The organism is Psychrobacter cibarius (genome assembly GCA_030686115.1).
Lineage (GTDB): Bacteria > Pseudomonadota > Gammaproteobacteria > Pseudomonadales > Moraxellaceae > Psychrobacter > Psychrobacter cibarius_C.
In genome coordinates, this window is the sequence record CP131612.1 from 2,997,682 (window position 1) to 3,021,637 (window position 23,956).

The window sequence follows — 23,956 nt, forward strand, 5'->3', positions numbered from 1 at the left end:
AATCTGCCGACTTAGCTTATGGGTGAAACCAACGACTGGGGTTTTTCAACAAACCCAGCGCGGCTGTCTGGCACAATTTCAATCAAGTTAATCTGGGTCGGCGTGATTTCAACAATACGGCCGTCATTTAGTCCAAGATAATCACCTACTTTAACACTCGCGACTGAACCATCAGGGCGTTGTACCAACGCATATCGCTGACCTTCAGGTGAAATTACAACACCACGAAAAATCAGTTGCGATAGCTCATATTGCTCAAGAGGTTCTTTCACTCTGGTAATGTCAGGACGCACACCATCGATGGAGGTGGTAGGACCTTGGACATTGACTAAACTCGGTGGTAAGAATGGACTGCGCTGTGCGCTGGCACTATAAACAAAGTCTTCTACTAGCTCAGCTTTGGGCGGTGGTTCAATAGGTTGAGCTGGCTGATTACGGATATCGGTCATAGATTGCTCTGCCATACCAATGCGATCCGCACACCCTGTTATGGACAATACAGCCATGCTTAAAACCAATAGCGTAGGCAGTTTTTGAATATTCATTAGTTGCCTCCTGCATTATCAGTGGTCGCAGCGTCAGTGACAGCAACCGTTTCATCACCCTCAGGGTCAGCTTCTTTTGAACGATAGGTTTTGGTTTGTAATACCAAATTAAGCTCCGGTAAAACATCCAATGTCGGCTGCGGATTGCTGACCTCAAAATCATGCATAGTAATGATTCGTGGTAAGGCGGCAAGACCACTAATAAAGCTACCAAACTGATGATATTCGCCCAAAGCAGCAATGCGGATAGGTTGCTCAATAAAAAATTCGTTTTCAATCTCAGGCTCTACTGAAATGTCTTGAAAACGTATATTGCTGCCGACACCCGTCATGTTAATGCCCTCTACCAGCTCTGATACACGAGTATCTTTTGGTAGCTGATCGAGTAAGGTATTGAACTCAGCTTCCATTTGGACAACTTGCTCTTGGTAAGCTTTTAAATGACGCGCGCGTGATTCTTTTTCACGATAGCTATCAAGTAACGTTTGTTGCTGGCTCTCAGCAGCATTGATCTCGTCGATCTTACTACTAATCGGTAAAGCCCACGCCAACGCTGCGATGAGCGTAATGATAAGCCCTATTACCGTTACCTTTACAGGTAATGGCCAGCTGCCGTAGTTTTCAGAGTCTAACGACTCAAAACTGCGGCGAAACTCCTGTAAATCAAACTGTTGCTTTGGTTTCAAGGCTGTTTTTTTGGTTTTAATCAGGCTTTTTTTACGGTTAAGCTTCATAACTCACCTCCAGGTACAGTGGTACCGTCAGCACCTTCTACAGGAACGGCTGTTTCCGACTGTACTTTGGTCGTGATCACAAACTGTACATAACTGTCTTCAGGATAAATAGGACGCGGCTGTTCACCAGCGGTGACCGTATTATTAAGCACTGGTGCAGATTCATAAGCACTGATATTTTGTTGGATATTACTAACGGCTGAATCACCCATCCATTTACTATCATCAAGATTACGAATCAAACTTGATACAATATTAGGATTATCAGCTCGACCTGTCAGCGTCAAAACATCGCCTTCACGCTTGAGATTATTCAAATAGAGTGCCGGCGGAATGGCTTTAGCAAGATCATCCCATAAACGAACAGGCACAGGACGTCGACCCTGCAAGTCTTGAATGACTTGCATACGTGAAATAATATCCTCACGGCGCTGCTCCAGACTATCAATTTCAGTCAAAGCCGTATCTAGAAGCGCATTTTCTTTTTCAATCAATGCGTTCGCATCAAGTTGTTCATCAAGCTCGTTGTTAAAGTAGCTCCATGAAGCAAATGCAGCCAATAAAGTAAGCAAAGTTACTGCCACTACTAACGTGAGAAATTCTTTATTGCGACGCTCGCGCTCTTCTTGGCGCCAAGGTAATAGGTTAATACGAGCCATTAGTCGAAGCTCCTTAACGCAAGACCGCATGCAGCCATTAAACTTGGTGCATCAATGGCCAGTTGCTCATTATCGATATTTGGTGCAATAGTCATATTGATAAAAGGGTTTGCAATACTAACAGTCACCCCAAGTTTTTGCTGTGCCATGCCAGCAAGACCAGCAATAGAGCTACTACCACCAGCAAGAACCACATGATCGATACTACTGTATTGGCTTGAAGAGAAGTAAAATTGCAATGAGCGAGTAATTTGTTGAATGGTATTCTCAATGAAAGGCGTCAATACATCAAGATAGTAGTCATCTGGTAAGGTACGCTCACGCTTACTGATAGCCGCTTCTTCAGCAGATAGTCCATAACGATTTTGTATCGCTTCTGTCAACTGAACACCACCAAATAGTTGTTCACGGCTATAGATAAACTCACCATTCTTAGCGATATATAAAGTCGTTTGATTATGACCAATATCTATCAAAGCCACTAATTCAGGGGCATTTGGTAAGTTATCTACCATGAGTCCAAAAGCACGTTCTATCGCATGAGATTCGATATCCATAACCTTCGTTTGAAGACCACCAAAGGTCAAGGCATCAACTCTTTGGTCAACATTCTCCGAGCGTGATGCGGCAAGTAAGACTTGCACCATATCATCACTTACTAAAGAAGGTCCTAAAACTTCAAAGTCTAAGTTGACGTCTTCTAATGGATAAGGTATGTATTGATCAGCATCTAAACGTATTTGAGCTTCGCGCTCAACATCGCTTAGCGCAGCATCCATATCAATAATTTTAGTAATCACTGCTGACCCTGATACGGCAGTTGCAGCACTACTACCAGAGACGTGACAGCGCTTAGCTAAGCCAGCAATAATATGACCGACCGCTTCGGTGTCTACAAGAAGTTTATCGACAACTATACCTTCTGGCAGTCTTTCGATGCCATAAGATTTTAGATGAAACATACCTTGTTGGCGCTCTATGTCAACCAACTTTACTGAAGTGGCACAGATATCAACACCAATCAAATGTCGACTTTTTGAAGTAAATAGCCTCACAAACTCTATACCTTATATTAAGTGTACAATCTGATAGTTATTTGTAATAATTCAGTACAATACTTTACTTAACAGATAGATTCAAGCATTTAAATAAGTTATTAAGGTCAACTTACACATTTATTATGACCTGCTGATTTTGTTCAAGGTATAATACATTATCTGTTGCAAATTTTAATTGATAAGTCTTCTTATGACCAAAAAAAATGCTACCGCCCGTCTCATTCACTTTTTGGTGGGGCTTGTTATTGCCTGCTTGGCATTGGCAGTTATCTTAGCACTTGCTGTGCCCATTGGTTTTTATGGGATGGCGATGTATTTATCGCCTACCCTGCCTAGCATTCAAGAGATTAAAACAGCAAATTTAGAGATGCCATTACAGATATATAGTAGTGATGACAAACTCATTGGTCAATATGGTAACCGTTTGTCTTTACCCGTTACTTTTGAAGATATTCCTGAAAATTTGACTCATGCTTTTTTAGCAGCAGAAGATGCGTCCTTTTTTCAGCACAGCGGTATTAGTATTAAGGGTCTTGGTCGCGCGGTGACAGAAGTAGTAACTGATGACGACAGCCAAACGGGTGGCTCTACCATTACTATGCAGGTTGCCAAAAACTACTTCTTAAGTCCAGAGCGTACCTTAAATCGCAAATTGGTCGAGCTATTTTTAGCACGTAAAATAGAAGATGAGCTCAGTAAAAATGATATCTTGACGCTTTATGTCAACAAAATCTATCTAGGCGAAGGCGCTTATGGTATCCGCGCGGCGGCCAAAAAATACTATAGTAAATCCCTAGAAAACCTCACTATTGCTGAAACAGCAATGTTGGCAGGCCTGCCCAAAGCCCCTTCTAAATACAATCCTGTTGCCAATCCCAGTCGCGCGCTGACTCGCCGCAACTGGATCATTGGACGCATGCACGAATTAGGCTATATCACTAAAGCACAACGCGACGAAGCGATCAGCTCACCAGTAGGCATTAACCTCTATAAAGAGAAGCTCGACGTCAATATGCCGTATTTGGCAGAAATGACACGCTCTACCTTAGTTGATCGCTATGGTGAGCAAGTGATGCATAGTGGATGGCGGGTACGTCTTACCGTTGATAGCAAAGCACAGACAGATGCGGAAGCGGCGGTACTGACCGGTTTGGTGGCTTACGAACATCGTCATGGTTGGCGCGGGGCTGAAGCAAATGATGAACCGCTAGAAAATTTCCGCCGCTATAGCAATATGACTCCTGCCAAAGTCACCAAGGTTAATGCTCGCAGTTTTGAGGCGACAATGCCTTCTGGTGAAAATGTGACCGTTGGTTGGTCTGGGATGAGCTGGGCACGCAAGTATATTTCTGCCAATCGTATCGGTTACTTTCCTGACAACGCCCGCCAAATTGTCAATAAAAACGATATCATTCGTTTGATACCGACCGCGAATGGTAATTGGCAGTTGGGACAAATTCCCAAACTACAAGGAAGTCTGGTCTCCTTGAATCCAGAAACTGGTGCTGTTAAGGCATTGGTCGGTGGCTTTGACTTTAATCACAGTAAATTCAATCGTGCTCTACAAGGCTGGCGTCAACCAGGCTCAACCATTAAACCACTTGTCTATACCGCTGCTCTAGAAAAAGGCTATCGCCCAGATAGCATTGTTTCGGATCGACCGATTCAAGTAGGTGATTGGAAACCGAAAAATTCTGATGGAAGATTTTTGGGAGATATTACTTTACGTCGTGCTCTATATCGGTCACGTAACTTAGTGTCTATTCGATTGCTACAGGCTGTGGGCATCTCTGATGTGCGCGACCTGTTAGATGAATTCGGTCTTGATAAAGAAAAGCTGCCGACGACTTTGTCGTTAGCGCTAGGCACAGGACAGGCTACACCATTACAGATGGCAACAGCTTATGCCACGTTTGCAAATGGCGGTCACCGTGTACAGCCGTATTTTATCGAACAAATTTATAATTATAATAATAACCTCCTCTTTCAGGCAAACCCACGCCAAGCGTGTGCCACCTGCTTCAATGAAAAACTTGAAGACCTCAATAGAAATCTCATCGAAGATTATAAGAAGTCAATTGAAAATGAAGACAGTGCTATCGATGATGAAGTGATGGTTAAAGAACAAAATTTAGAGAACAATGATGATATTGATAACATTGAACAAAGCGGTAAAGCGCTAAATCTAAAGGTTTATGATGCTAGTCCACAGGCCGATCGCTTAAAAGCACCAGCGGTTCAATATGCAGTGGCTAAGCAAGCACCTCGAATCTTACAACCCAGAGTCGCTTTTGAGATGGCAGATATCTTACGTGACGTCGTACAGCGTGGTACGGCAGTACGAGCCAAGGCTTTAGGTCGTGATGATATTGGTGGCAAGACCGGTACCACCAATGAAGCAAAAGACGCTTGGTTTGCAGGTTTTCATCCTACCAATGCAACTGTCGTGTGGATGGGTTTTGATCAACCATCAACCATGGGTCGTCGCGAATATGGTGGTGTGGCAGCTCTACCCGTTTGGATGGATTTTATGAAAGCCCAACTTAAAGACACGCCTCATCAATGGGTGTCTATCAATAACCGCGCCAAATCGAAAAAACAAAAGCAAAAAATTATAGAAATGACTGATGATGGTATTCTGGCCGATGATGAAGATACGGATAGCAGCGAATCAGAAAAACCAGTTAAGACGCAGACTCAACAGCGTAAATCACCACCAGCTGAGCCTGTTGAAGTACAAACTAGCTCTCAAGCAGCCAAACCTAGTAACAGTCGTAGTAATGATAGTGTGCCGCAAAACCCTTTATCGGTAACACCCGTTGAGCGCATGCCACCGATACCAGAGTAGACAACCATTAATGATATAAACTTATGACGCAAAAAAAGGCTTATTTAGCACTCGCTAAATAAGCCTTTTTTATACTCAATACTTTAATCAATACGACTCTATTAAAGGACAGTCATCAGTTAACTAGGACATGTCTTCATTTCAAAAATGGTGATAAAAATGAGATAAAATTTTAATAACTATTTTTAGAACTCAACCATACCAGCACGTAGTTGCTCAATCAGCTCTAAAAACTGCTGACGCCATTCTCGTATTGTCGTCTCATCTGGCAGCCATTGATTTGACAAGGTCACAACGTTAACAATAAGATCAGGTGAGGCAGTATTGCTTGGTGTTTGATCTACGATAGTATCTGGCGGCACGGCGTACAAACAACGCTGATATGCCCGCTCTATATTGGCCAAAAAACCCTGCTGCTGTAACTGCTGTAACCGCTGAATCTCAGGCGATACTTGGGTACGCTCGCTCAATGCTTGCTCAATATCTGACAATGTTGGTGCGCTCATGTTTAAACTATAAAAATAACCTAGCTCTTGGGTAAATGCGAGAAAGGCACCGTATAGATGAAAAATAGCAGTTTCACAATGGGCTTGGTATAGCTGCTTATCATCGGTATTTCCCGCTGCTTGGCAGGATAGACGACAGAAATACAGTTTTTGATTGGTTCTATCTGCTTGATACTTGGCAACGCGGGTTTTACCTGCCATTTGCGACTTATCCTTATATAAAGTGTAAATTAGGGCATATTTTCCAGTGTACTATTTTTTTAGATAACAGTACCATGCATTTCTCACTTTATTGCACACACAAAAAAGCCAGCAACTTAGGCTGGCTTTTTATCAAATTAACAATAAATCAAAGACGCTTAATACTATTAATTATCCTGATTAAGCTCTTGTGCAAAGGCTTCATCAAAGCTTGCAAAGTCTTTACTATCCGTGCTCGCTGACATATCAAATGCTGCATTGTCAAACCCTGCTTTAAGATCTTTATCTAGCAGTTTTTGCTCCGCTTTCTCTTTGCGTGCTTTATGATAAGCCAAACCAGTACCAGCAGGAATCAAGCGACCAACAACGACGTTCTCTTTCAGACCACGTAGTTCATCCACTTTACCAGTCACGGCAGCCGCAGTTAGTACACGGGTCGTCTCCTGGAATGATGCTGCTGAGATAAAGCTTTCTGTTGCCAGACTTGCTTTGGTGATACCTAGTAATTGACGCTCGAACTGTACTGGGAATTTATCTTCCGCTTCCAGCTTAGCATTCAATGCTTTGATATCAGAGTACTCTGCTTGATCGCCTTTAAAGTGGTTTGAATCGCCGCCATCGGTAATTTCAACTTTACGCAGCATCTGACGAATGATAACTTCGATATGCTTATCGTTGATTTTTACACCCTGCAAGCGATAAACGTCCTGTACTTCGTTAACGATGTAATCAGCAAGTGCAGTCTGACCTTTCAAACGCAAGATATCATGTGGATTCTGTGGACCATCAGCGATCACTTCACCACGTGCTACCGTTTCATTTTCAAAGACGTTGATTTGACGCCATTTCGGGATTAGCTCTTCATGAATCTCACCATCTTCATTGGTGATGATGAAGCGGTTTTTACCTTTGGTCTCTTTACCAAAGCTAACCACACCTGTCATTTCTGCCATGATGGCGTGATCTTTCGGACGACGTGCTTCGAACAAGTCAGCAACACGTGGTAGACCACCGGTAATATCTTTAGTACCTGAAGAGGCTTGTGGTACACGACCCAAAATCGAACCGGCTGCTACTTTTTCACCATCGCTGACGCGAATGATGGTTTCAGCTGGTAAGAAGTAAACCACTTCTTTGCCTTCATCAGTGTTCAAGATAATCGCAGGACGTAAGTCTTTTGCTGAACTTGAACGGTCACGAGTGGCAAGAATCTCAAATGAGCTCATACCCGTCGCATCATCAACTTTTACGGTAGCAGTTAAGCCATCAGTAATCTCACTGAAGCGTGCAGTACCAGCAAATTCTGTGATAATAGGATGCGTGTGCGGATCCCATTTAGCGATGGTTTGACCAGCATCAACCTGATCTTCGTGTTTCACAAGCACGCTAGAACCATAAGGCACTTTATAGCGCTCACGCTCACGACCAAGCTCATCGGTCAAGGCGATTTCAGCTGAACGCGATACGATGACTAAGTGGCCATCGGTATGTTGAACCGTTTTCATATTTTCGAAATGCGCTTGACCAGCACTACGAACTGAGATGCTGTTATCCACTGATGCTGAGCTTGCTGCCCCGCCCACGTGGAATGTACGCATCGTTAACTGAGTACCTGGTTCACCGATAGACTGTGCCGCCATAACACCGACTGATTCGCCGATATTCACTTTATGACCACGAGCCAAATCACGACCATAACACTGTGAACAAACACCATGCTCAACATTACAAGTAATAACTGAGCGTACCCAGATATCATCAATCGCATTGTTATCAAGCACGTTTACCCAATGCTCATCGATCAAAGTACCTGCTGGAATCAATACCTTATCAGCATCATCGTTATAAGTCACATCACGAGCCGTCACACGACCTAGTACTAGTTCACCTAGCTTCTCAATGATTTCACCACCTTGAATATGTGGTTTCATGAGCAAGCCTTGCTCAGTACCACAGTCATCACTGGTAATAACCAAATCTTGTGCCACATCAACCAAACGACGCGTTAAGTAACCTGAGTTAGCCGTTTTCAGTGCCGTATCCGCAAGACCTTTACGTGCACCATGCGTTGAAATAAAGTACTGAAGTACGGTCAAGCCTTCACGGAAGTTTGCTTTAATTGGCGTTTCGATAATTGAACCATCTGGCTTAGCCATCAAACCACGCATACCAGCCAACTGACGAATCTGAGCCGCACTACCACGAGCACCAGAATCTGACATGATAAAGATAGAGTTGAATGACTTCTGCTCTTCTTCTTCACCTTTGGCGTTCATGATTTTATCAGTGGCTAAGTTGTCCATCATCGCTTTAGCGACTTTGTCATTGGTACGTGACCAGATATCAACCACTTTATTATAGCGCTCACCAGCGGTCACAAAACCTTGCTCGAATTGATCTTCGATTTCGCGAACTTCGCCTTCTGCCACTTCAATGATTTGCTTTTTCAGTGGTGGAATGACCATGTCATCAATACCGATAGACACGCCTGACAACGTCGCTTGGGCAAAACCAAGATACATCAATTGGTCAGCAAACATGACACTTTCTTTAACGCCAACTTTACGGTAGCAAGAGTTAATCAAACGAGAAATATTTTTCTTCGTCATTTCTTGGTTACATTCATCAAAAGACATACCTTTAGGCATGATGTTCCAGATCAATAAACGACCTGCAACCGTTTCTTTTAAGCTGATTTCTTTAGTCTCATTGCCGTCTTCATCGATATGCGTCTCGGTGACACGCACTTTGATCTTAGCGTTTACATGCAAATCGTTTGAACCAATCGCACGCAATGCTTCATTAACGGTGGCAAAAATCATGCCCTCGCCTTTAGAATTGATTGATGAGCGGCTAATATAGTAAAGACCAAGTACCACATCTTGCGACGGTACAATGATTGGATCACCATTCGCAGGCGACAAGATGTTATTGGTAGACATCATTAGCGCACGTGATTCAAGCTGTGCTTCTAGGGTCAATGGCACGTGAACGGCCATTTGGTCACCATCGAAATCGGCGTTAAACGCGGTACAAACGAGCGGATGCAATTGGATTGCTTTACCTTCGATAAGTACTGGTTCAAATGCTTGTAGACCCAAACGGTGAAGCGTTGGTGCACGGTTAAGAAGCACTGGATGCTCACGGATAACCATGGCCAGCATATCCCACACTTGCGGCTCTTCACGCTCTACCATCTTTTTGGCAGCTTTAATTGTCGTGGCTAGACCATGAGACAATAATTTGTTATAAGTAAATGGTTTGAATAATTCAAGTGCCATTTTCTTTGGTAAACCGCACTGATGTAGACGTAGCGTTGGACCAACAACGATCACCGAACGACCAGAGTAGTCAACACGTTTACCAAGTAAGTTTTGACGGAAACGACCTTGCTTACCTTTGATCATATCAGCCAAAGATTTCAATGGACGCTTGTTACTACCCGTAATCGCACGACCGCGACGACCGTTATCAAGCAAGGCATCCACTGATTCTTGCAACATACGCTTTTCGTTACGTACGATGATATCAGGTGCGCTCAGCTCAAGCAGACGCTTTAGACGGTTATTACGGTTGATCACACGGCGATATAGATCGTTTAGATCTGAAGTCGCAAAACGACCACCTTCTAGTGGTACTAGCGGACGTAAATCTGGTGGTAGTACTGGCAAGATGTTCATCACCATCCACTCAGGCTTGTTATTAGAATCACGGAAGGCTTCTAATAATTTAAGACGCTTAGACATCTTTTTAAGCTTGGTTTCAGAACCCGTTTGCGGAATCGCTTCGCGCAAATCATCGATTTCAAGATCCAAATCGATATCTTTCAATAGGTCTTGAACCGCTTCAGCACCCATTTTGGCAGTGAATTCATCGCCAAATTCTTCAAGGGCTTTATAATAGTCTTCATCATCAAGCAATTGATACTTCTCTAAAGAAGTTAAACCAGGTTCAGTAACAATATAGCTTTCAAAATACAGAACGCGCTCGATATCACGTAGCGTCATGTCTAACAATAGACCGATGCGGCTTGGTAATGATTTTAAAAACCAAATATGCGCAACTGGGCTAGCCAAGTCGATGTGACCCATACGGTCACGACGAACTTTAGCCGTCGTCACTTCTACGCCACATTTCTCACAGATAACGCCTTGGAACTTACGGCGCTTATATTTACCACATAAACATTCAAAGTCTTTTACTGGACCAAAAATTTTGGCACAAAAAAGACCATCACGTTCAGGCTTGAACGTGCGATAGTTAATAGTTTCAGGCTTTTTTACTTCGCCATGTGACCATGACTTAATGACGTCAGGTGAGGCTAAAGTAATTTGAATGCTATCAAACTCTTGATTACCGTTGCCGGTAGGGCTTTGCATGATATCGAGTAAATCTTTCAAGTTGCTTCTCCGTTATCTTTATAATCATCTGATAGCGTATTATTGACGCAAATAAGATGAATGAAGGCAATGAATAGGGTTGAGACAAATCACTAAAAGCAGCAGCGATGCGCATACTGCTTTTAGGTTGACCACTAAGGATAATAATCAACTGAGACCATGTTAACAATAGTCTCAATCAGCCGTGCTTAATGGGTTTGTTTTAACTCAATATTAATACCCAATGATTTGATTTCTTTGGTCAGTACGTTAAACGATTCAGGCATACCTGGATCCATATACTGCTCACCATCAACGATGTTTTTGTACATACGCGTACGGCCTTCAACGTCATCCGACTTCACAGTCAGCATCTCTTGTAGCGTATAAGTCGCGCCGTAAGCTTCTAGTGCCCACACTTCCATCTCACCGAAGCGCTGACCACCAAACTGAGCTTTACCGCCGAGTGGCTGCTGCGTCACTAATGAGTAAGAACCGGTTGAACGCGCATGCATTTTGTCGTCAACCAAATGGTTAAGTTTCAGCATGTACATATAACCAACGGTTACTTTACGATCAAACTTCTGACCAGTACGACCATCATACAACGTCTGTTGACCATCGCGATCCATACCAGCAAGCTCTAACAGATCCTTAACTTGGCTTTCTCTTGCGCCGTCAAATACTGCTGTGCCCATTGGTACACCAGCGCGCAAGTTATCTGCTAGCGCCATGATGTCATCATCACTCAAGCTATCAAGATCAACTTGCTCACCGCCGACTTGGTTATAGATTTTGTCTAAGAAGTCACGTAAATCTTTGATCGCTGCTTGCGATTTGAGCATACCATCGATCTTCTCGCCCAAACCTTTCGCTGCCATACCCAAATGCGTTTCTAGAACCTGACCGATGTTCATACGCGATGGTACACCAAGTGGGTTCAAGACGATGTCAACGGTATTACCATTTTCATCATAAGGCATGTCTTCAACTGGCATAATGCGCGATACCACACCTTTGTTACCATGACGACCAGCCATTTTATCACCAGGCTGAATACGACGCTTAACCGCTAGATATACCTTAACGATTTTTTGTACGCCATGTTGTAGGTCATCACCAGCGGTTAATTTGCGTTTTTTCTCAGCAAACTTCACATCGATATCTTTTTGCTTATCAACCAAATACTCAGCGATTTGCGTTAGACGCTCAGAGATTTCTTCTTCAACTGGTTGGATATCCAGTAAGGTCTCAAGGCTCATATCTTTCATATCAGCCAATGCCATCACTGTACCGGCTTTTAGACCAGAACCACCGCTGACTTTTTGACCATCTAACAAGTTACCAATACGCCCACGAGCTGCTTCTTCAAAGATACGTAGCTCTTCTTTTAAATCTTTACGATAGCTATCAAGCTGTGATTTTTCAATTGCTCTTGCACGTGCGTCTTTTTCAACGCCGTCACGAGTAAAGACTTGAACATCAATAACCGTGCCTTTGCTTGATGTTGGTACACGTAGCGACGTGTCTTTAACATCAGCCGCTTTTTCACCAAAGATAGCCCGGAGCAATTTCTCTTCTGGCGTCAGTTGTGTTTCACCTTTTGGCGTCACTTTACCAACTAAGATATCACCAGCGTCAACTTCAGCACCGATATAAACGATACCTGCTTCATCAAGACTTGATAGCGCCGCTTCGCCAACGTTTGGAATATCGGCGGTAATTTCTTCAGTACCTAGCTTGGTATCACGTGCCACACAGGTCAATTCTTGGATATGAATGGTCGTGAAACGATCTTCTTTAACCACTTTTTCAGACAGCAAGATTGAATCTTCGAAGTTGTAACCATTCCATGGCATAAATGCGATGCGAATGTTCTGACCCAATGCAAGCTCACCAAGATCCGTTGACGGACCATCAGCCAAGATATCACCTACAGCAATAGCATCACCTTGGTTGACGATAATACGTTGGTTGATACAAGTATTTTGGTTAGAACGCGTGTATTTAACGAGGTTATAGATATCAATACCAGCTTCACCAGCAATCATCTCATCTTCATTGACACGAACCACAACACGTGAGGCATCAACATCTTCGATCACACCGCCACGCTTAGCGATCACACAAACACCTGAGTCACGCGCAACGTGACGCTCCATGCCCGTACCTACTAACGGCTTATCAGCACGTAGCGTAGGAACTGCCTGACGCTGCATGTTCGAGCCCATAAGCGCTCGGTTAGCATCATCATGCTCTAGGAATGGAATTAGACCAGCAGCTACCGATACAACCTGACTTGGCGACACGTCCATATGCGTCACTTTTTCCGGTGGCATACGGACAAATTCACCATAGCTACGTACACTGACCATCTCATCAGATAACGCGCCTTCTGCGGTTACTGGTGAATCAGCCTGTGCAATGACCGTACCTACTTCTTCAATCGCTGATAGATACTCAATGACATCAGTTACTTTACCATCAACCACACGGCGATAAGGCGTTTCTAAGAAGCCAAAGCTGTTGGTTTTAGCAAAAGTTGCTAATGAGTTAATAAGGCCAATGTTTGGACCTTCAGGAGTTTCAATCGGACATACGCGACCATAATGGGTATCATGTACGTCACGTACTTCAAAGCCTGCACGTTCACGGGTCAGACCACCAGGTCCTAGAGCTGAGACACGGCGTTTATGGGTAACTTCAGACAATGGATTGTTCTGATCCATAAACTGCGATAACTGGCTTGAACCAAAGAATTCTTTGACCGCAGCAGCAACAGGTTTTGAGTTAATCAAATCTTGTGGTGACAAGTTATCAGATTCCGCTGAGCTTAAACGCTCTTTGACTGCACGCTCGACACGTACTAGACCAACACGGAATTGGTTTTCTGCCATCTCGCCAACCGAACGAATACGGCGGTTACCTAAATGGTCAATATCATCGACTTCGCCGCGACCATTACGAATCTCAATCAATTCTTTTAGGACATTAACGATATCGGCATTGGTCAATACGCTACGAGCGCGTTGGATATCTGGATCATCAGTATTATCAAACTCTAACCCTAAACGACGGTTAAATTTCATACGACCGACGTTCGATAAGTCATAACGATCAGCGTTAAAGAACATGCTGTCAAATAGTTTTTCAGCGGTCTCAACCGTTGGTGGCTCACCTGGACGCATGACTTTATAGATTTCAATCAATGCTTCTTCACGGCTTGACGTACTATCAGCACGCAAAGTGTCGGCAATATAACTGCCTTGATCGATATCATTGGTGAATAGAATGCTGAATTCTTTGATAGACTCGCTGGCTTCAAATGCACTTAATTTAACCAATAATTCATGGTCAATTAGGGTATTCGCTTTAGCGATAACTTCGTCATTCACCACGATATCTTCAGCTAAAATACGCTCATAGAGATACTCATCAGGTATCGCAATCTTCGTCATACCTGCTTCTTCAAGCTGACGAATACGGCGTGCATTAATACGCTTGCCCTGCTCTACGATGACATCACCTTCTGGTGATACGATATCGAACTGAGCCATCTCACCGCGCAAGCGATCAGCAACCAGATCAATCTCGAACTGCTCTTCACCTTTATAAACGGCTACTTTATCAAAGAACAAATCTAAGATTTCAGACGTTGTTAGACCAAGCGCACGTAAAATAATTGAAGCCAATAGCTTACGACGACGGTCAATACGAGCAAAAACTAAGTCTTTGGCATCAAATTCAAAATCTAACCATGAACCACGGTAAGGGATAATACGTGCGTTATAAAGCACTTTACCACTTGAATGCGACTTACCTTTATCATGATCAAAGAACACACCAGGTGAACGATGTAGCTGAGAGACGATAACACGCTCAGTACCATTGATAATAAAAGTACCGTTAGCTGTCATCAAAGGCATCTCGCCCATATAGACACTTTGCTCACGAATATCTTTGATAGCCGCTTTGCTGTCTTTGTCTTTGCTGTCTTTGTCTTTAATGATCAGACGGATTTTGACACGCATCGGTGCAGCAAACGTTGAGCCACGCAAGATACACTCACGCTCGTCAAATTCAGGCGTGCCTAAATAATATTCAACGAATTGTAGCTCTGCGTTACCAGAGTGACTCTCAATTGGGAAAATAGAGGAATACGCAGCTTGCAAACCAGTATTCTCACGAGCTTTTGGCTTTTTGTGCTCTTGCAAAAATTGCTCGTAAGAATCTACTTGAATAGACAGTAAATAGGGAATGTCCATCACAGTGGGCAATTCAGCAAAACTTTTGCGAATACGCTTTTTTTCAGTATAAGAATATGCCATCGAGAGTCCTTACAGTAAACGTGGAAACAAATTAAAAGCGTGGCCAGCGTGCATAAATACGATGCAAACTTGGCGACGTAAACGATAATATAAAACAGGTAATCGTGTTCAGTTGATATCTTTTGTCAATTACTACTTCTGCTATCAGTGCTTACTTAGCACCCTTACTTTCATTTTATGATCAGTATCTAAGTCAGTCTATATGACCACTTAGACAACCAAATTCAATATCATATCATCTAAAACATATTACTTTTTAGGCAAAACTTACTCATAGAGGTAAGAAAAAATGACTCGTTCAAGGGTGTTTCTAAGTTATCTGCTATCAAAACTGATTGTATTTAGTCATTTTTCTTTCGAAAAACAGGCTCTTTCAAAACCAACAATTCTATCAAAACTAATATCGTCGCTGATATGTACCGTCTATAAGCCTAACTACTGACAGTAATACTCTGCGAAACGGACAACCTAAACTTAATAGCTTTTCAGAATTAATAATAATCGGGGTAACTATAACTTTTAGAATCAGTATAAACTATAGTGTTAATGGGAAAGCATGCAGACACAAAAAAATGCCAAACATCTATGGACGTTTAGCTTAAATTAACTGATTTCAAAAACTGGCATGTGTGCTTGCATGTATATCGTCTGTCCTTTTGATGGGTATCCACCGTGATGTTGCATACGACTGTTGGCAGACACAAAAGGTCAAGCTACGAATTATAGTAAAAAAAAGCTGGCAATGCAAGGCATTACCAGCTTTTTTTGTACAACACTAAGATAAGCGAAGCTTATTTTAGTTCAACAGTTGCACCAGCTTCTTCAAGTTTCTTTTTCAACTCTTCAGCTTCAGCTTTGTTAACGCCTTCTTTGATTGGAGCTGGAGCGCTTTCAACCAAATCTTTCGCTTCTTTCAAGCCAAGACCAGTAGCTTCACGTACGGCTTTAATTACGCCAACTTTCTTCTCGCCAAAGCTGGCAAGAACTACGTCAAACTCGTCTTTTTCTTCAGCAGCAGCAGCAGCAGGGCCAGCAGCAGCAGGTGCAGCAGCAACAGCAGCTGTTACGCCGAATTTTTCTTCCATAGCGCTGATTAATTCAACGATATCCATTACTGACATTTCAGCGATTGCGTTTAACACGTCATCTTTAGATAGTGCCATGAGAACTCTCCGTTATCTGATAAAAATTAATTGATTTTAAAATCGCTTAGATTGCTTGCCAAATTTTCAAATAGTGTTAGCAATAAAGTGCAATCGGCGATGTCAAAGTTACGTTAAAACAAGCAATTAAGCAGCTTCTTTTGCGTCTTTGATTGCTGCTACCGTGCGAACAAGCTTACTAGGAACAGCGTTCATAGTTTGAACAAGCTTGGTAACTGGTGCATTCATAGTAGCCATCAAGATAGAGATTGCTTCGTCGCGAGTTGGTAGCTTCGATACGCGCTCTAGCTCTTCTGGACCATAAACAACACCACCAACTGATACCAATTTGGTCTCTAAAGCTTTGTGATCTTTACTGAACTCGAAAACAACTCGAGCAGCAGATCCCAAATCTTCCATAGAGAAAGCCAAAAGTAATGGACCAGTCATACGGTCTGACATGCTCTCAAACTTAGTGCCTTCAAACGCACGTTTTGCTAGGGTATTTTTTACCACTTTCAAAACGACGCCTTTTTCACGGGCTTGTTCGCGCAGCTTAGTAAGCTTTGCAACACCAATACCATGATATTCGGCAGCTACTGCTGAGTAAGCATTAGCAGCAACTTCAGACACTTCAGCCACAACTTGTTGTTTTTGCTCTAGCGTTAATGCCATAAGTTGACTCCTTTAATCTTATCAATCAGCTGAATATTTAATCATTTAAACCTAAGCTTTTAAGCATTGGCATTCAATAATTAAACGAATCGCTTAGACTGACTTGATACGACACGTTATCAGCATATTTATTAATAATAAATTTACTCATAACGACTGATTACGGCACCGTTATCAGAATGACATCAAGTAATAGATTGAACTATCGGCTCTTATCAACAACTGGGTGGGTCACCGTCTGCGTAGGACAACTAAGATTTTCATCTTTCGTCGATTAACAAAAGCAGCTCGTTGTTATTACTAATGATCCGAAAAAAATTAATAAAAACGTAAAACCGCTTTCTACCTACGGTCTTAGACAGCATAGCGTTTGCTACGCTGACCTAATTCTTTAAAATATTTTTGCAGCCTTTATTTAAAATTGTCAAATAAAGGCACATATCTAATTATTTTGCTGTGCGATATGGAACTGGATCAATACTTAGACCAGGACCCATCGTGCTAGACAAGGTAATTTTCTTAATGAAAGTACCTTTAGAAGTAGCAGGCTTAGCACGTCTTAAATCTGCAATCAGTGCTTCAGCATTCTGGATTACTTGCTCAGCAGTAAAGCCAACTTGACCGATAGTCGTGTGGATGATACCTGCTTTGTCTACACGATACTGTGCTTGACCGGCTTTAGCGTTAGTAACCGCTTCAGCGACGTTAGGCGTAACCGTACCGACTTTAGGGTTAGGCATTAGACCACGTGGACCTAGGATAGTACCTAGTTGACCAACAACACGCATTGCATCAGGAGCAGCAATAACGATATCAAAGTCCATGTTACCAGCTTTGATTGATTCTGCTAGGTCTTCAAAACCAACGATATCTGCACCAGCTTCTTTGGCGGCTTCAGCAGCAGCACCTTGAGCAAATACAGCAACGCGTTTGGTTTTACCAGTACCAGCAGGTAGGTTGGTAGCGCCACGAACCACTTGATCAGATTTACGTGGGTCAACACCCAAGTTAATCGCAATATCAATTGACTCTTTGAATTTAAGAGGTGGTAAATCGTTTAGGATTTGAACCGCTTCTTCAACTGTATACTGCTTTTCATGTACGATACGGCTTTGAATTTCTTTTTGACGTTTGGTTAGCTTGCTCATTTACACACCCTCCACGGTAATACCCATTGAACGTGCAGTACCAGCGATGGTACGAACAGCAGCATCAAGATCAGCAGCAGTTAAATCTGCATCTTTGGTCTTAACGATGTCTTCTAGTTGTGCACGGTCAACTTTACCGACTTTAGCGGTATTTGGTGTACCAGAACCTTTAGCGATACCAGCAGCCTTACGTAGTAAGTATGCAGCTGGTGGTGACTTCATAATGAAAGTAAAAGACTTATCGCTATATACAGTGATCTCAGTAGGAATCGGTAGACCCGGCTCTTGGTTTGAGGTCGCAGCGTTAAATTCTTTACAGAACGCCATGATGTTCACGCCTTTTTGACCCAATGCTGGACCAATCGGTGGTGAAGGATTTGCTTTACCTGCAGGGACTTGTAGTTTGATGTAACCATCAATCTTCTTAGCCATGATTTTCTCCTAAATGGGTAATAGCGCCAAATCAATGTGGTATAAACCTTATTGACTAACAGCTCCCCGGTTGATGAACTTTTTTGCTGATTTAGTCTAGCTTTTCAACTTTACTAAATTCAAGCTCGACCTGAGTCGGTCGATTAAATACGTTTACCGTTAAATGCAGTTTAGACTTCTCGTAATCCACTTTTTCTACCAACCCTTTAAAGTCAGTAAATGGACCATCGATAACCAACAGCTCTTCGCCCGGCTCAAATAGAGTCTTAGGACGTGGGTCAGTTTCAGTTTGATTCAAACGGTTTAAAATACGATCCGCTTCTACTTGCGTAATTGGCGCTGGTGTTTCAGGTGTACCACCTATGAAACCCATAATACGTGGGCACTCTTTAACGATGTGCCAAGTATTGTCGTTCATTTCCATCTGGATCAATACATAACCCGGAAAGAACTTACGCTCACTCTTACGCTTTTTGCCGTCTTTCATTTCAACGACTTCTTCAGTAGGAACCAATACGTCACCGAATGATTCAGCAAAGTCACTACGATTAATACGATCAGTTAATGAACGCTGTACTTGCTTTTCATATCCTGAAAACGCTTGGACAATATACCAACGCATATCACGCTCCTGATCATTATAAGTAAATTTTGGGGTAAGACTCACTAATACGTGCGACTAACCAATAAAGATGCCAACGAACCAATTGAAAAAGTTATCTAATAACCAAACCAGAAAACCAACAATGGCAATCATGACAATGACCTGCCAGGTATATTGAAACGTTTCATCCTTACCTGGCCATGTCACTCGGCGCAATTCAACAGCAGCGTCTTTCAATAATATTTTAAAAGCGCGGCCTTGATGCGTTAATGCCAAGCATACTAAGGCGAATACAATAAGGGCAACGATAATACCAATACGTACCCAGACATCATTGGCAGGTTGCCAATAGCCAGGTAAGTACTGATTAACTAACGTCGCCCCGATTAATACTGCTGCGGCAAGTAGCCACAATATCACATCTTTTATTGAGCCTGTTTTAGCCACTTCAACAGCAGTTGTTTGATTGCCCGCTGAGATGTGCTTACCTTTAGACAGCATTCCACCAGCACCCGCCTTGGCATCAGATAACTTAGTCTCGAGGTTATCTTGATCATTGCTCATAAAGAACTCGCTTCGGAGATGGTGAGGTATAACAAAGATGTGATAAGAAGATGGCAGGCGATGTAGGACTCGAACCTACAACCCTCGGTTTTGGAGACCGATGCTCTACCAATTGAGCCAATCGCCTATGGGTGTAAAGGACAGCATTATACAATATTTGATATAAAATGCAAGCCTTTAGCGGTAAAATTATTATTTTTACCTAGTTTTGCTCTTATTTGAATGTGCTATTGAATCATCATTACTTTAACAAAATGAAGATGCAAGCGACTAATAAGAAGCAGCGTTAATATAGCAAGCTCCGCTAAGAATTACAATAGATGGGAAAGTAAATTATAAACGTTATAGGTATAACTGGCTAATCATGTTGCTAAGACAACGAAAGGTTTGATCATACTACTGAAGAATAACCATATTTCCTGATCATTTGATCTAAAAAAAGCCACCCTTAAACAAGGATGGCTTTTTATGACTAACTTACAAGCTCATTACTGAGACGGATAGATTAGTTTAGTACGTTAGCAACAACACCAGCGCCTACAGTACGGCCGCCTTCACGAATAGCGAAGCGAAGACCTTTGTCCATAGCGATTGGGTGGATAAGCTCTACGCCCATCTCAACGTTATCACCAGGCATGACCATTTCAGTACCGTCTTGTAATTGGATTGCGCCAGTTACGTCAGTAGTACGGAAGTAGAACTGTGGACGATAGCCGTTTAGGAATGGTGTGTGACGACCACCCTCTTCTTTGCTCAATACATATACTTCAGCGTCAAACTTGGTGTGAGGCGTGATTGAACCTGGCTTAGCTAGTACTTGGCCACGTTGTACGTCTTCACGCTTAGTACCACGTAGTAGTACGCCACAGTTTTCGCCTGCACGACCTTCGTCAAGCAGTTTACGGAACATCTCTACACCAGTACAGGTGGTTTTTTGAGTGTCACGGATACCGACGATTTCGATTTCGTCGCCTACGCGTACGATACCAGATTCAACACGACCTGTTACAACAGTACCACGGCCTGAGATTGAGAATACGTCTTCGATTGGCATTAGGAATGCTTTGTCAACGTCACGCTCTGGCTCTGGGATGTAGGTGTCAAGAACGTTAAGAAGTTCTACAACCGCTGGTTGGCCGTATTTTTCTTGTGAGCCTTTTAGGGCTTCAGTCGCTGAACCATGGATGATTGGGGTATCATCACCTGGGAAGTCGTAGTCATTAAGAAGTTCACGAACTTCCATTTCTACGAGTTCTAGCAATTCTTCGTCATCAACAACATCACATTTGTTCATGAATACGATGATGTACGGTACGCCAACCTGACGTGAAAGCAAGATGTGCTCACGGGTTTGTGGCATTGGGCCGTCAGTTGCTGATACGACTAGGATTGCGCCGTCCATTTGAGCGGCACCAGTGATCATGTTTTTAACATAATCGGCGTGACCTGGGCAATCGACGTGAGCGTAGTGACGTGCTGGGGTGTCATATTCTACGTGTGAGGTGTTGATGGTGATGCCACGTGCTTTTTCTTCTGGTGCTGAGTCAATAGACGCGTAGTCTTTGGCTTCGCCACCAGAGGTGATTGCTGCTACAGTTGCGATGGCAGCTGTTAGGGTTGTTTTACCGTGGTCAACGTGTCCGATTGTACCGACGTTGACGTGTGGCTTTACGCGTTCAAACTTGGCCTTTGCCATGGGTATTTCCTCTTTTTTTGGGGTCAAATGCTAAGCTCGTATAAATACGATAACAAAGACGATCTTGACCACATTAAGATAATTGTTAAAAGGGTACACATACTAATGTGCAGATATTATAAGAAAATCACCGCCAATAACAAGTCTTTTAACCAATTATTGGCGTATTCTTCTATGACAACATAGAGATAATAGCTACATTGTCATATTTAATAGACGATTACTTACTCGTCATCATCTTTATTGTTGAATTTAGAGATGATGTCAGCAGCAACTGATTTTGGAATCTCAGCGTACTTTTGGAATTCCATTGAATAAGTAGCACGGCCTTGTGACATTGAGCGCATTTGTGTGGCATAACCAAACATTTCTGCTAATGGCACTTCAGCACGGATCTGCTTAGTACCGCCAGGTAGGTCTTCCATACCCTGTACCAAACCACGACGACGGTTAAGATCGCCCATGATATCGCCCATATAATCTTCAGGCGTTTCAACTTCAACTTTCATGATTGGCTCAAGTAGCGCTGGATCTGCTGCCATGAAGCCTTTTCTGAATGCCATAGAACCAGCCATCTTAAATGATAGCTCATCCGAGTCGACGTCATGGTAAGAACCGTCATACAAGGTCGCTTTTACGCCAACCACTGGATAACCAGCAAGTACGCCATTTTTCATGCGTTCTCGGATACCTTTATCAACAGCACCATGGAATTCTTTCGGTACAGTACCACCAACAACTTCTTCAGCGAATTCATATTCAGTATCGCCCGCTGGATCAAGTGGCTCAAGACGTAACCAAACGTGACCGAATTTACCACGACCACCAGTCTGACGTACGAATTTGCCTTCTTGCTCAACCGTGTTACGAATCGTTTCACGATAAGCAACCTGCGGCGCACCGATGTTCGCTTCAACGTTAAACTCACGCTTCATACGATCAACAAGAATCTCTAGATGCAGCTCACCCATACCACTGATGATTGTCTGGCCAGACTCTTCGTCAGTATGTACACGGAACGATGGATCTTCTTTCGCCAAACGACCTAAAGCAATTGACATTCTTTCTTGGTCAGCTTTGGTCTTAGGTTCAACCGCTAGGCTAATAACTGGATCTGGAAATTCCATGCGCTCAAGCGTGATAACATTTTGCTCATCACATAGCGTATCACCAGTCGTTACGTCTTTCATGCCGACCAATGCAGCGATATCACCAGTACGGATTTCTTGCAACTCTTCTTGAGAGTTAGCCATCATCTGTACGATACGACCAACGCGCTCACGCTTCATTTTAACTGGATTATAAACACTGCTGCCTTGCGTCAAAACACCTGAATAAACACGAACGAAGGTTAAGTTACCAACGAATTTGTCATTCATGATTTTAAATGCTAAAGCTGAGAATGGCGCTTCATCTGACGCTTCACGAGTGCCTTCAGTTTCATCTTTGTCATCAAGGATACCTTTAATAGCAGGTACATCCATTGGTGCTGGAAGATACTGAATAACCGCATCCAACATCTTTTGTACACCTTTGTTTTTAAAGGCAGTACCACAAAGTAATGGAATAATTTGGTTATCAATAGTCAATTGACGAATAGCAACGTTGATCTGCTCTACAGACAACTCGCCATTTTCTAAATACTCATTCATCAATTCTTCTGTTGCTTCAGCCGCATTTTCTACAAGAATCTCACGATACTCTTCTGCTTTTTCTTGCAATTCAGCTGGGATTTCGCGCTCTTCAAACTCCATACCTTGAGATGCTTCATCCCAATAAAGAGCTTTCATTGTAACTAGATCGATAACGCCTTCGAAGTCATCTTCTTTACCAATTGGAATAACCAATGGCACAGGATTACCACCTAGACGAGTTTTGATCTGCTCAATGACACGATAGAAATCAGCGCCAACGCGATCCATTTTGTTTACAAATGCAAGACGTGGAACTTTATATTTATTTGCCTGACGCCATACGGTCTCAGACTGTGGCTGAACGCCGCCTACTGCACAATAAACCATGCAAGCGCCATCAAGTACACGCATAGAACGTTCAACTTCGATCGTGAAGTCAACGTGACCTGGGGTGTCAATGATGTTGATACGATGTTCGTCAAACTGTTTTGCCATACCTGACCAAAAACAAGTCGTCGCCGCTGAGGTAATAGTAATACCGCGCTCTTGTTCTTGCTCCATCCAGTCCATAGTGGCTGCGCCATCATGTACTTCACCAAGTTTGTGACTAACACCGGTATAAAATAAAACACGCTCAGTAGTGGTTGTCTTACCAGCATCGATGTGCGCTGAGATACCAATGTTGCGATAGCGTTTTAGGGGAGTTTTACGAGCCATAGTGTTTTCCTAGGAAAAGTCGTGTATATAATAATGTATTGTGTCTCTACCTCATACTCTATGACAAAGCGGTCAGCTTCATATTA

16 protein-coding genes and 1 tRNA gene are annotated in these 23,956 nt (G+C 42.9%); 1 reads left to right on the top strand and 16 read right to left on the bottom strand.

Annotated features, from left to right (window positions below; all coding sequences use genetic code 11):
- Positions 1–11 precede the first annotated feature (11 nt).
- Genes Q6344_12755 through Q6344_12770 form a run of 4 tightly spaced genes read right to left on the bottom strand, consistent with a single transcriptional unit; the run spans position 12 to position 2,993 of the window.
- Positions 12–545 (bottom strand): pilus assembly protein PilP, encoded by a 534-nt coding sequence (locus tag Q6344_12755; GenBank protein ID WLG13455.1) that lies wholly within the window; start codon positions 543–545, stop codon positions 12–14.
- The gene (gene pilO, locus Q6344_12760) at positions 545–1,279 is read right to left on the bottom strand and encodes a type 4a pilus biogenesis protein PilO (GenBank protein ID WLG13456.1); all 735 of its coding nucleotides are present in this window, start codon (positions 1,277–1,279) and stop codon (positions 545–547) included. The genes Q6344_12755 and pilO overlap by 1 nt, the downstream gene beginning before the upstream one ends.
- Positions 1,276–1,938: a PilN domain-containing protein gene (locus Q6344_12765; GenBank protein WLG13457.1), complete on the bottom strand. Its 663-nt coding sequence runs from the start codon at positions 1,936–1,938 to the stop codon at positions 1,276–1,278. The genes pilO and Q6344_12765 overlap by 4 nt, the downstream gene beginning before the upstream one ends.
- A complete protein-coding gene (locus Q6344_12770; protein ID WLG13458.1) occupies positions 1,938–2,993 on the bottom strand; it encodes a pilus assembly protein PilM in 1,056 nt (351 codons plus the stop codon). Before Q6344_12770 ends, Q6344_12765 begins: the two co-directional genes overlap by 1 nt.
- A gap of 193 nt (positions 2,994–3,186) precedes the next feature.
- On the opposite strand from Q6344_12770, the gene Q6344_12775 reads away from it, so the two are divergent.
- Positions 3,187–5,844, top strand: coding sequence for a transglycosylase domain-containing protein (locus Q6344_12775; protein ID WLG13459.1), 2,658 nt, complete (start codon positions 3,187–3,189; stop codon positions 5,842–5,844).
- 185 nt (positions 5,845–6,029) lie between these two features.
- On the opposite strand, the gene Q6344_12780 is transcribed toward Q6344_12775, so the two are convergent.
- The 12 genes from Q6344_12780 to fusA all read right to left on the bottom strand — a co-directional run bounded on the left by Q6344_12780 (position 6,030) and on the right by fusA (position 23,870).
- Positions 6,030–6,551, bottom strand: a complete 522-nt coding sequence (locus tag Q6344_12780; GenBank protein ID WLG13460.1) for a hypothetical protein — start codon at positions 6,549–6,551, stop codon at positions 6,030–6,032.
- 167 nt (positions 6,552–6,718) lie between these two features.
- Positions 6,719–10,951 (bottom strand): DNA-directed RNA polymerase subunit beta', encoded by a 4,233-nt coding sequence (gene rpoC, locus Q6344_12785; protein WLG13461.1) that lies wholly within the window; start codon positions 10,949–10,951, stop codon positions 6,719–6,721.
- A 188-nt stretch (positions 10,952–11,139) separates the two neighbouring features.
- Positions 11,140–15,258, bottom strand: coding sequence for a DNA-directed RNA polymerase subunit beta (rpoB, locus tag Q6344_12790; protein ID WLG13462.1), 4,119 nt, complete (start codon positions 15,256–15,258; stop codon positions 11,140–11,142).
- A 791-nt stretch (positions 15,259–16,049) separates the two neighbouring features.
- Positions 16,050–16,421 carry a 50S ribosomal protein L7/L12 gene (gene rplL, locus Q6344_12795; protein ID WLG13463.1) on the bottom strand — a complete coding sequence of 124 codons (372 nt, stop codon included), beginning with the start codon at positions 16,419–16,421 and terminating at the stop codon, positions 16,050–16,052.
- A gap of 126 nt (positions 16,422–16,547) precedes the next feature.
- Positions 16,548–17,075 (bottom strand): 50S ribosomal protein L10, encoded by a 528-nt coding sequence (rplJ, locus tag Q6344_12800; protein ID WLG13464.1) that lies wholly within the window; start codon positions 17,073–17,075, stop codon positions 16,548–16,550.
- Between the two features lie 446 nt (positions 17,076–17,521).
- A complete protein-coding gene (gene rplA / locus Q6344_12805) occupies positions 17,522–18,223 on the bottom strand; it encodes a 50S ribosomal protein L1 (GenBank protein WLG13465.1) in 702 nt (233 codons plus the stop codon).
- Positions 18,224–18,655, bottom strand: coding sequence for a 50S ribosomal protein L11 (gene rplK / locus Q6344_12810; GenBank protein WLG13466.1), 432 nt, complete (start codon positions 18,653–18,655; stop codon positions 18,224–18,226).
- A 91-nt stretch (positions 18,656–18,746) separates the two neighbouring features.
- Positions 18,747–19,277: a transcription termination/antitermination protein NusG gene (nusG, locus tag Q6344_12815; protein ID WLG13467.1), complete on the bottom strand. Its 531-nt coding sequence runs from the start codon at positions 19,275–19,277 to the stop codon at positions 18,747–18,749.
- A 57-nt stretch (positions 19,278–19,334) separates the two neighbouring features.
- A complete protein-coding gene (secE, locus tag Q6344_12820; GenBank protein ID WLG13468.1) occupies positions 19,335–19,823 on the bottom strand; it encodes a preprotein translocase subunit SecE in 489 nt (162 codons plus the stop codon).
- Between the two features lie 51 nt (positions 19,824–19,874).
- Positions 19,875–19,950 (bottom strand) — tRNA-Trp (locus tag Q6344_12825).
- Between the two features lie 378 nt (positions 19,951–20,328).
- Positions 20,329–21,519 (bottom strand): elongation factor Tu, encoded by a 1,191-nt coding sequence (tuf, locus tag Q6344_12830; protein ID WLG13469.1) that lies wholly within the window; start codon positions 21,517–21,519, stop codon positions 20,329–20,331.
- Positions 21,520–21,743: 224 nt separating this feature from the next.
- Complete coding sequence (gene fusA / locus Q6344_12835) at positions 21,744–23,870, bottom strand: elongation factor G (protein ID WLG13470.1); 2,127 nt, start codon at positions 23,868–23,870, stop codon at positions 21,744–21,746.
- Positions 23,871–23,956 lie beyond the last annotated feature (86 nt).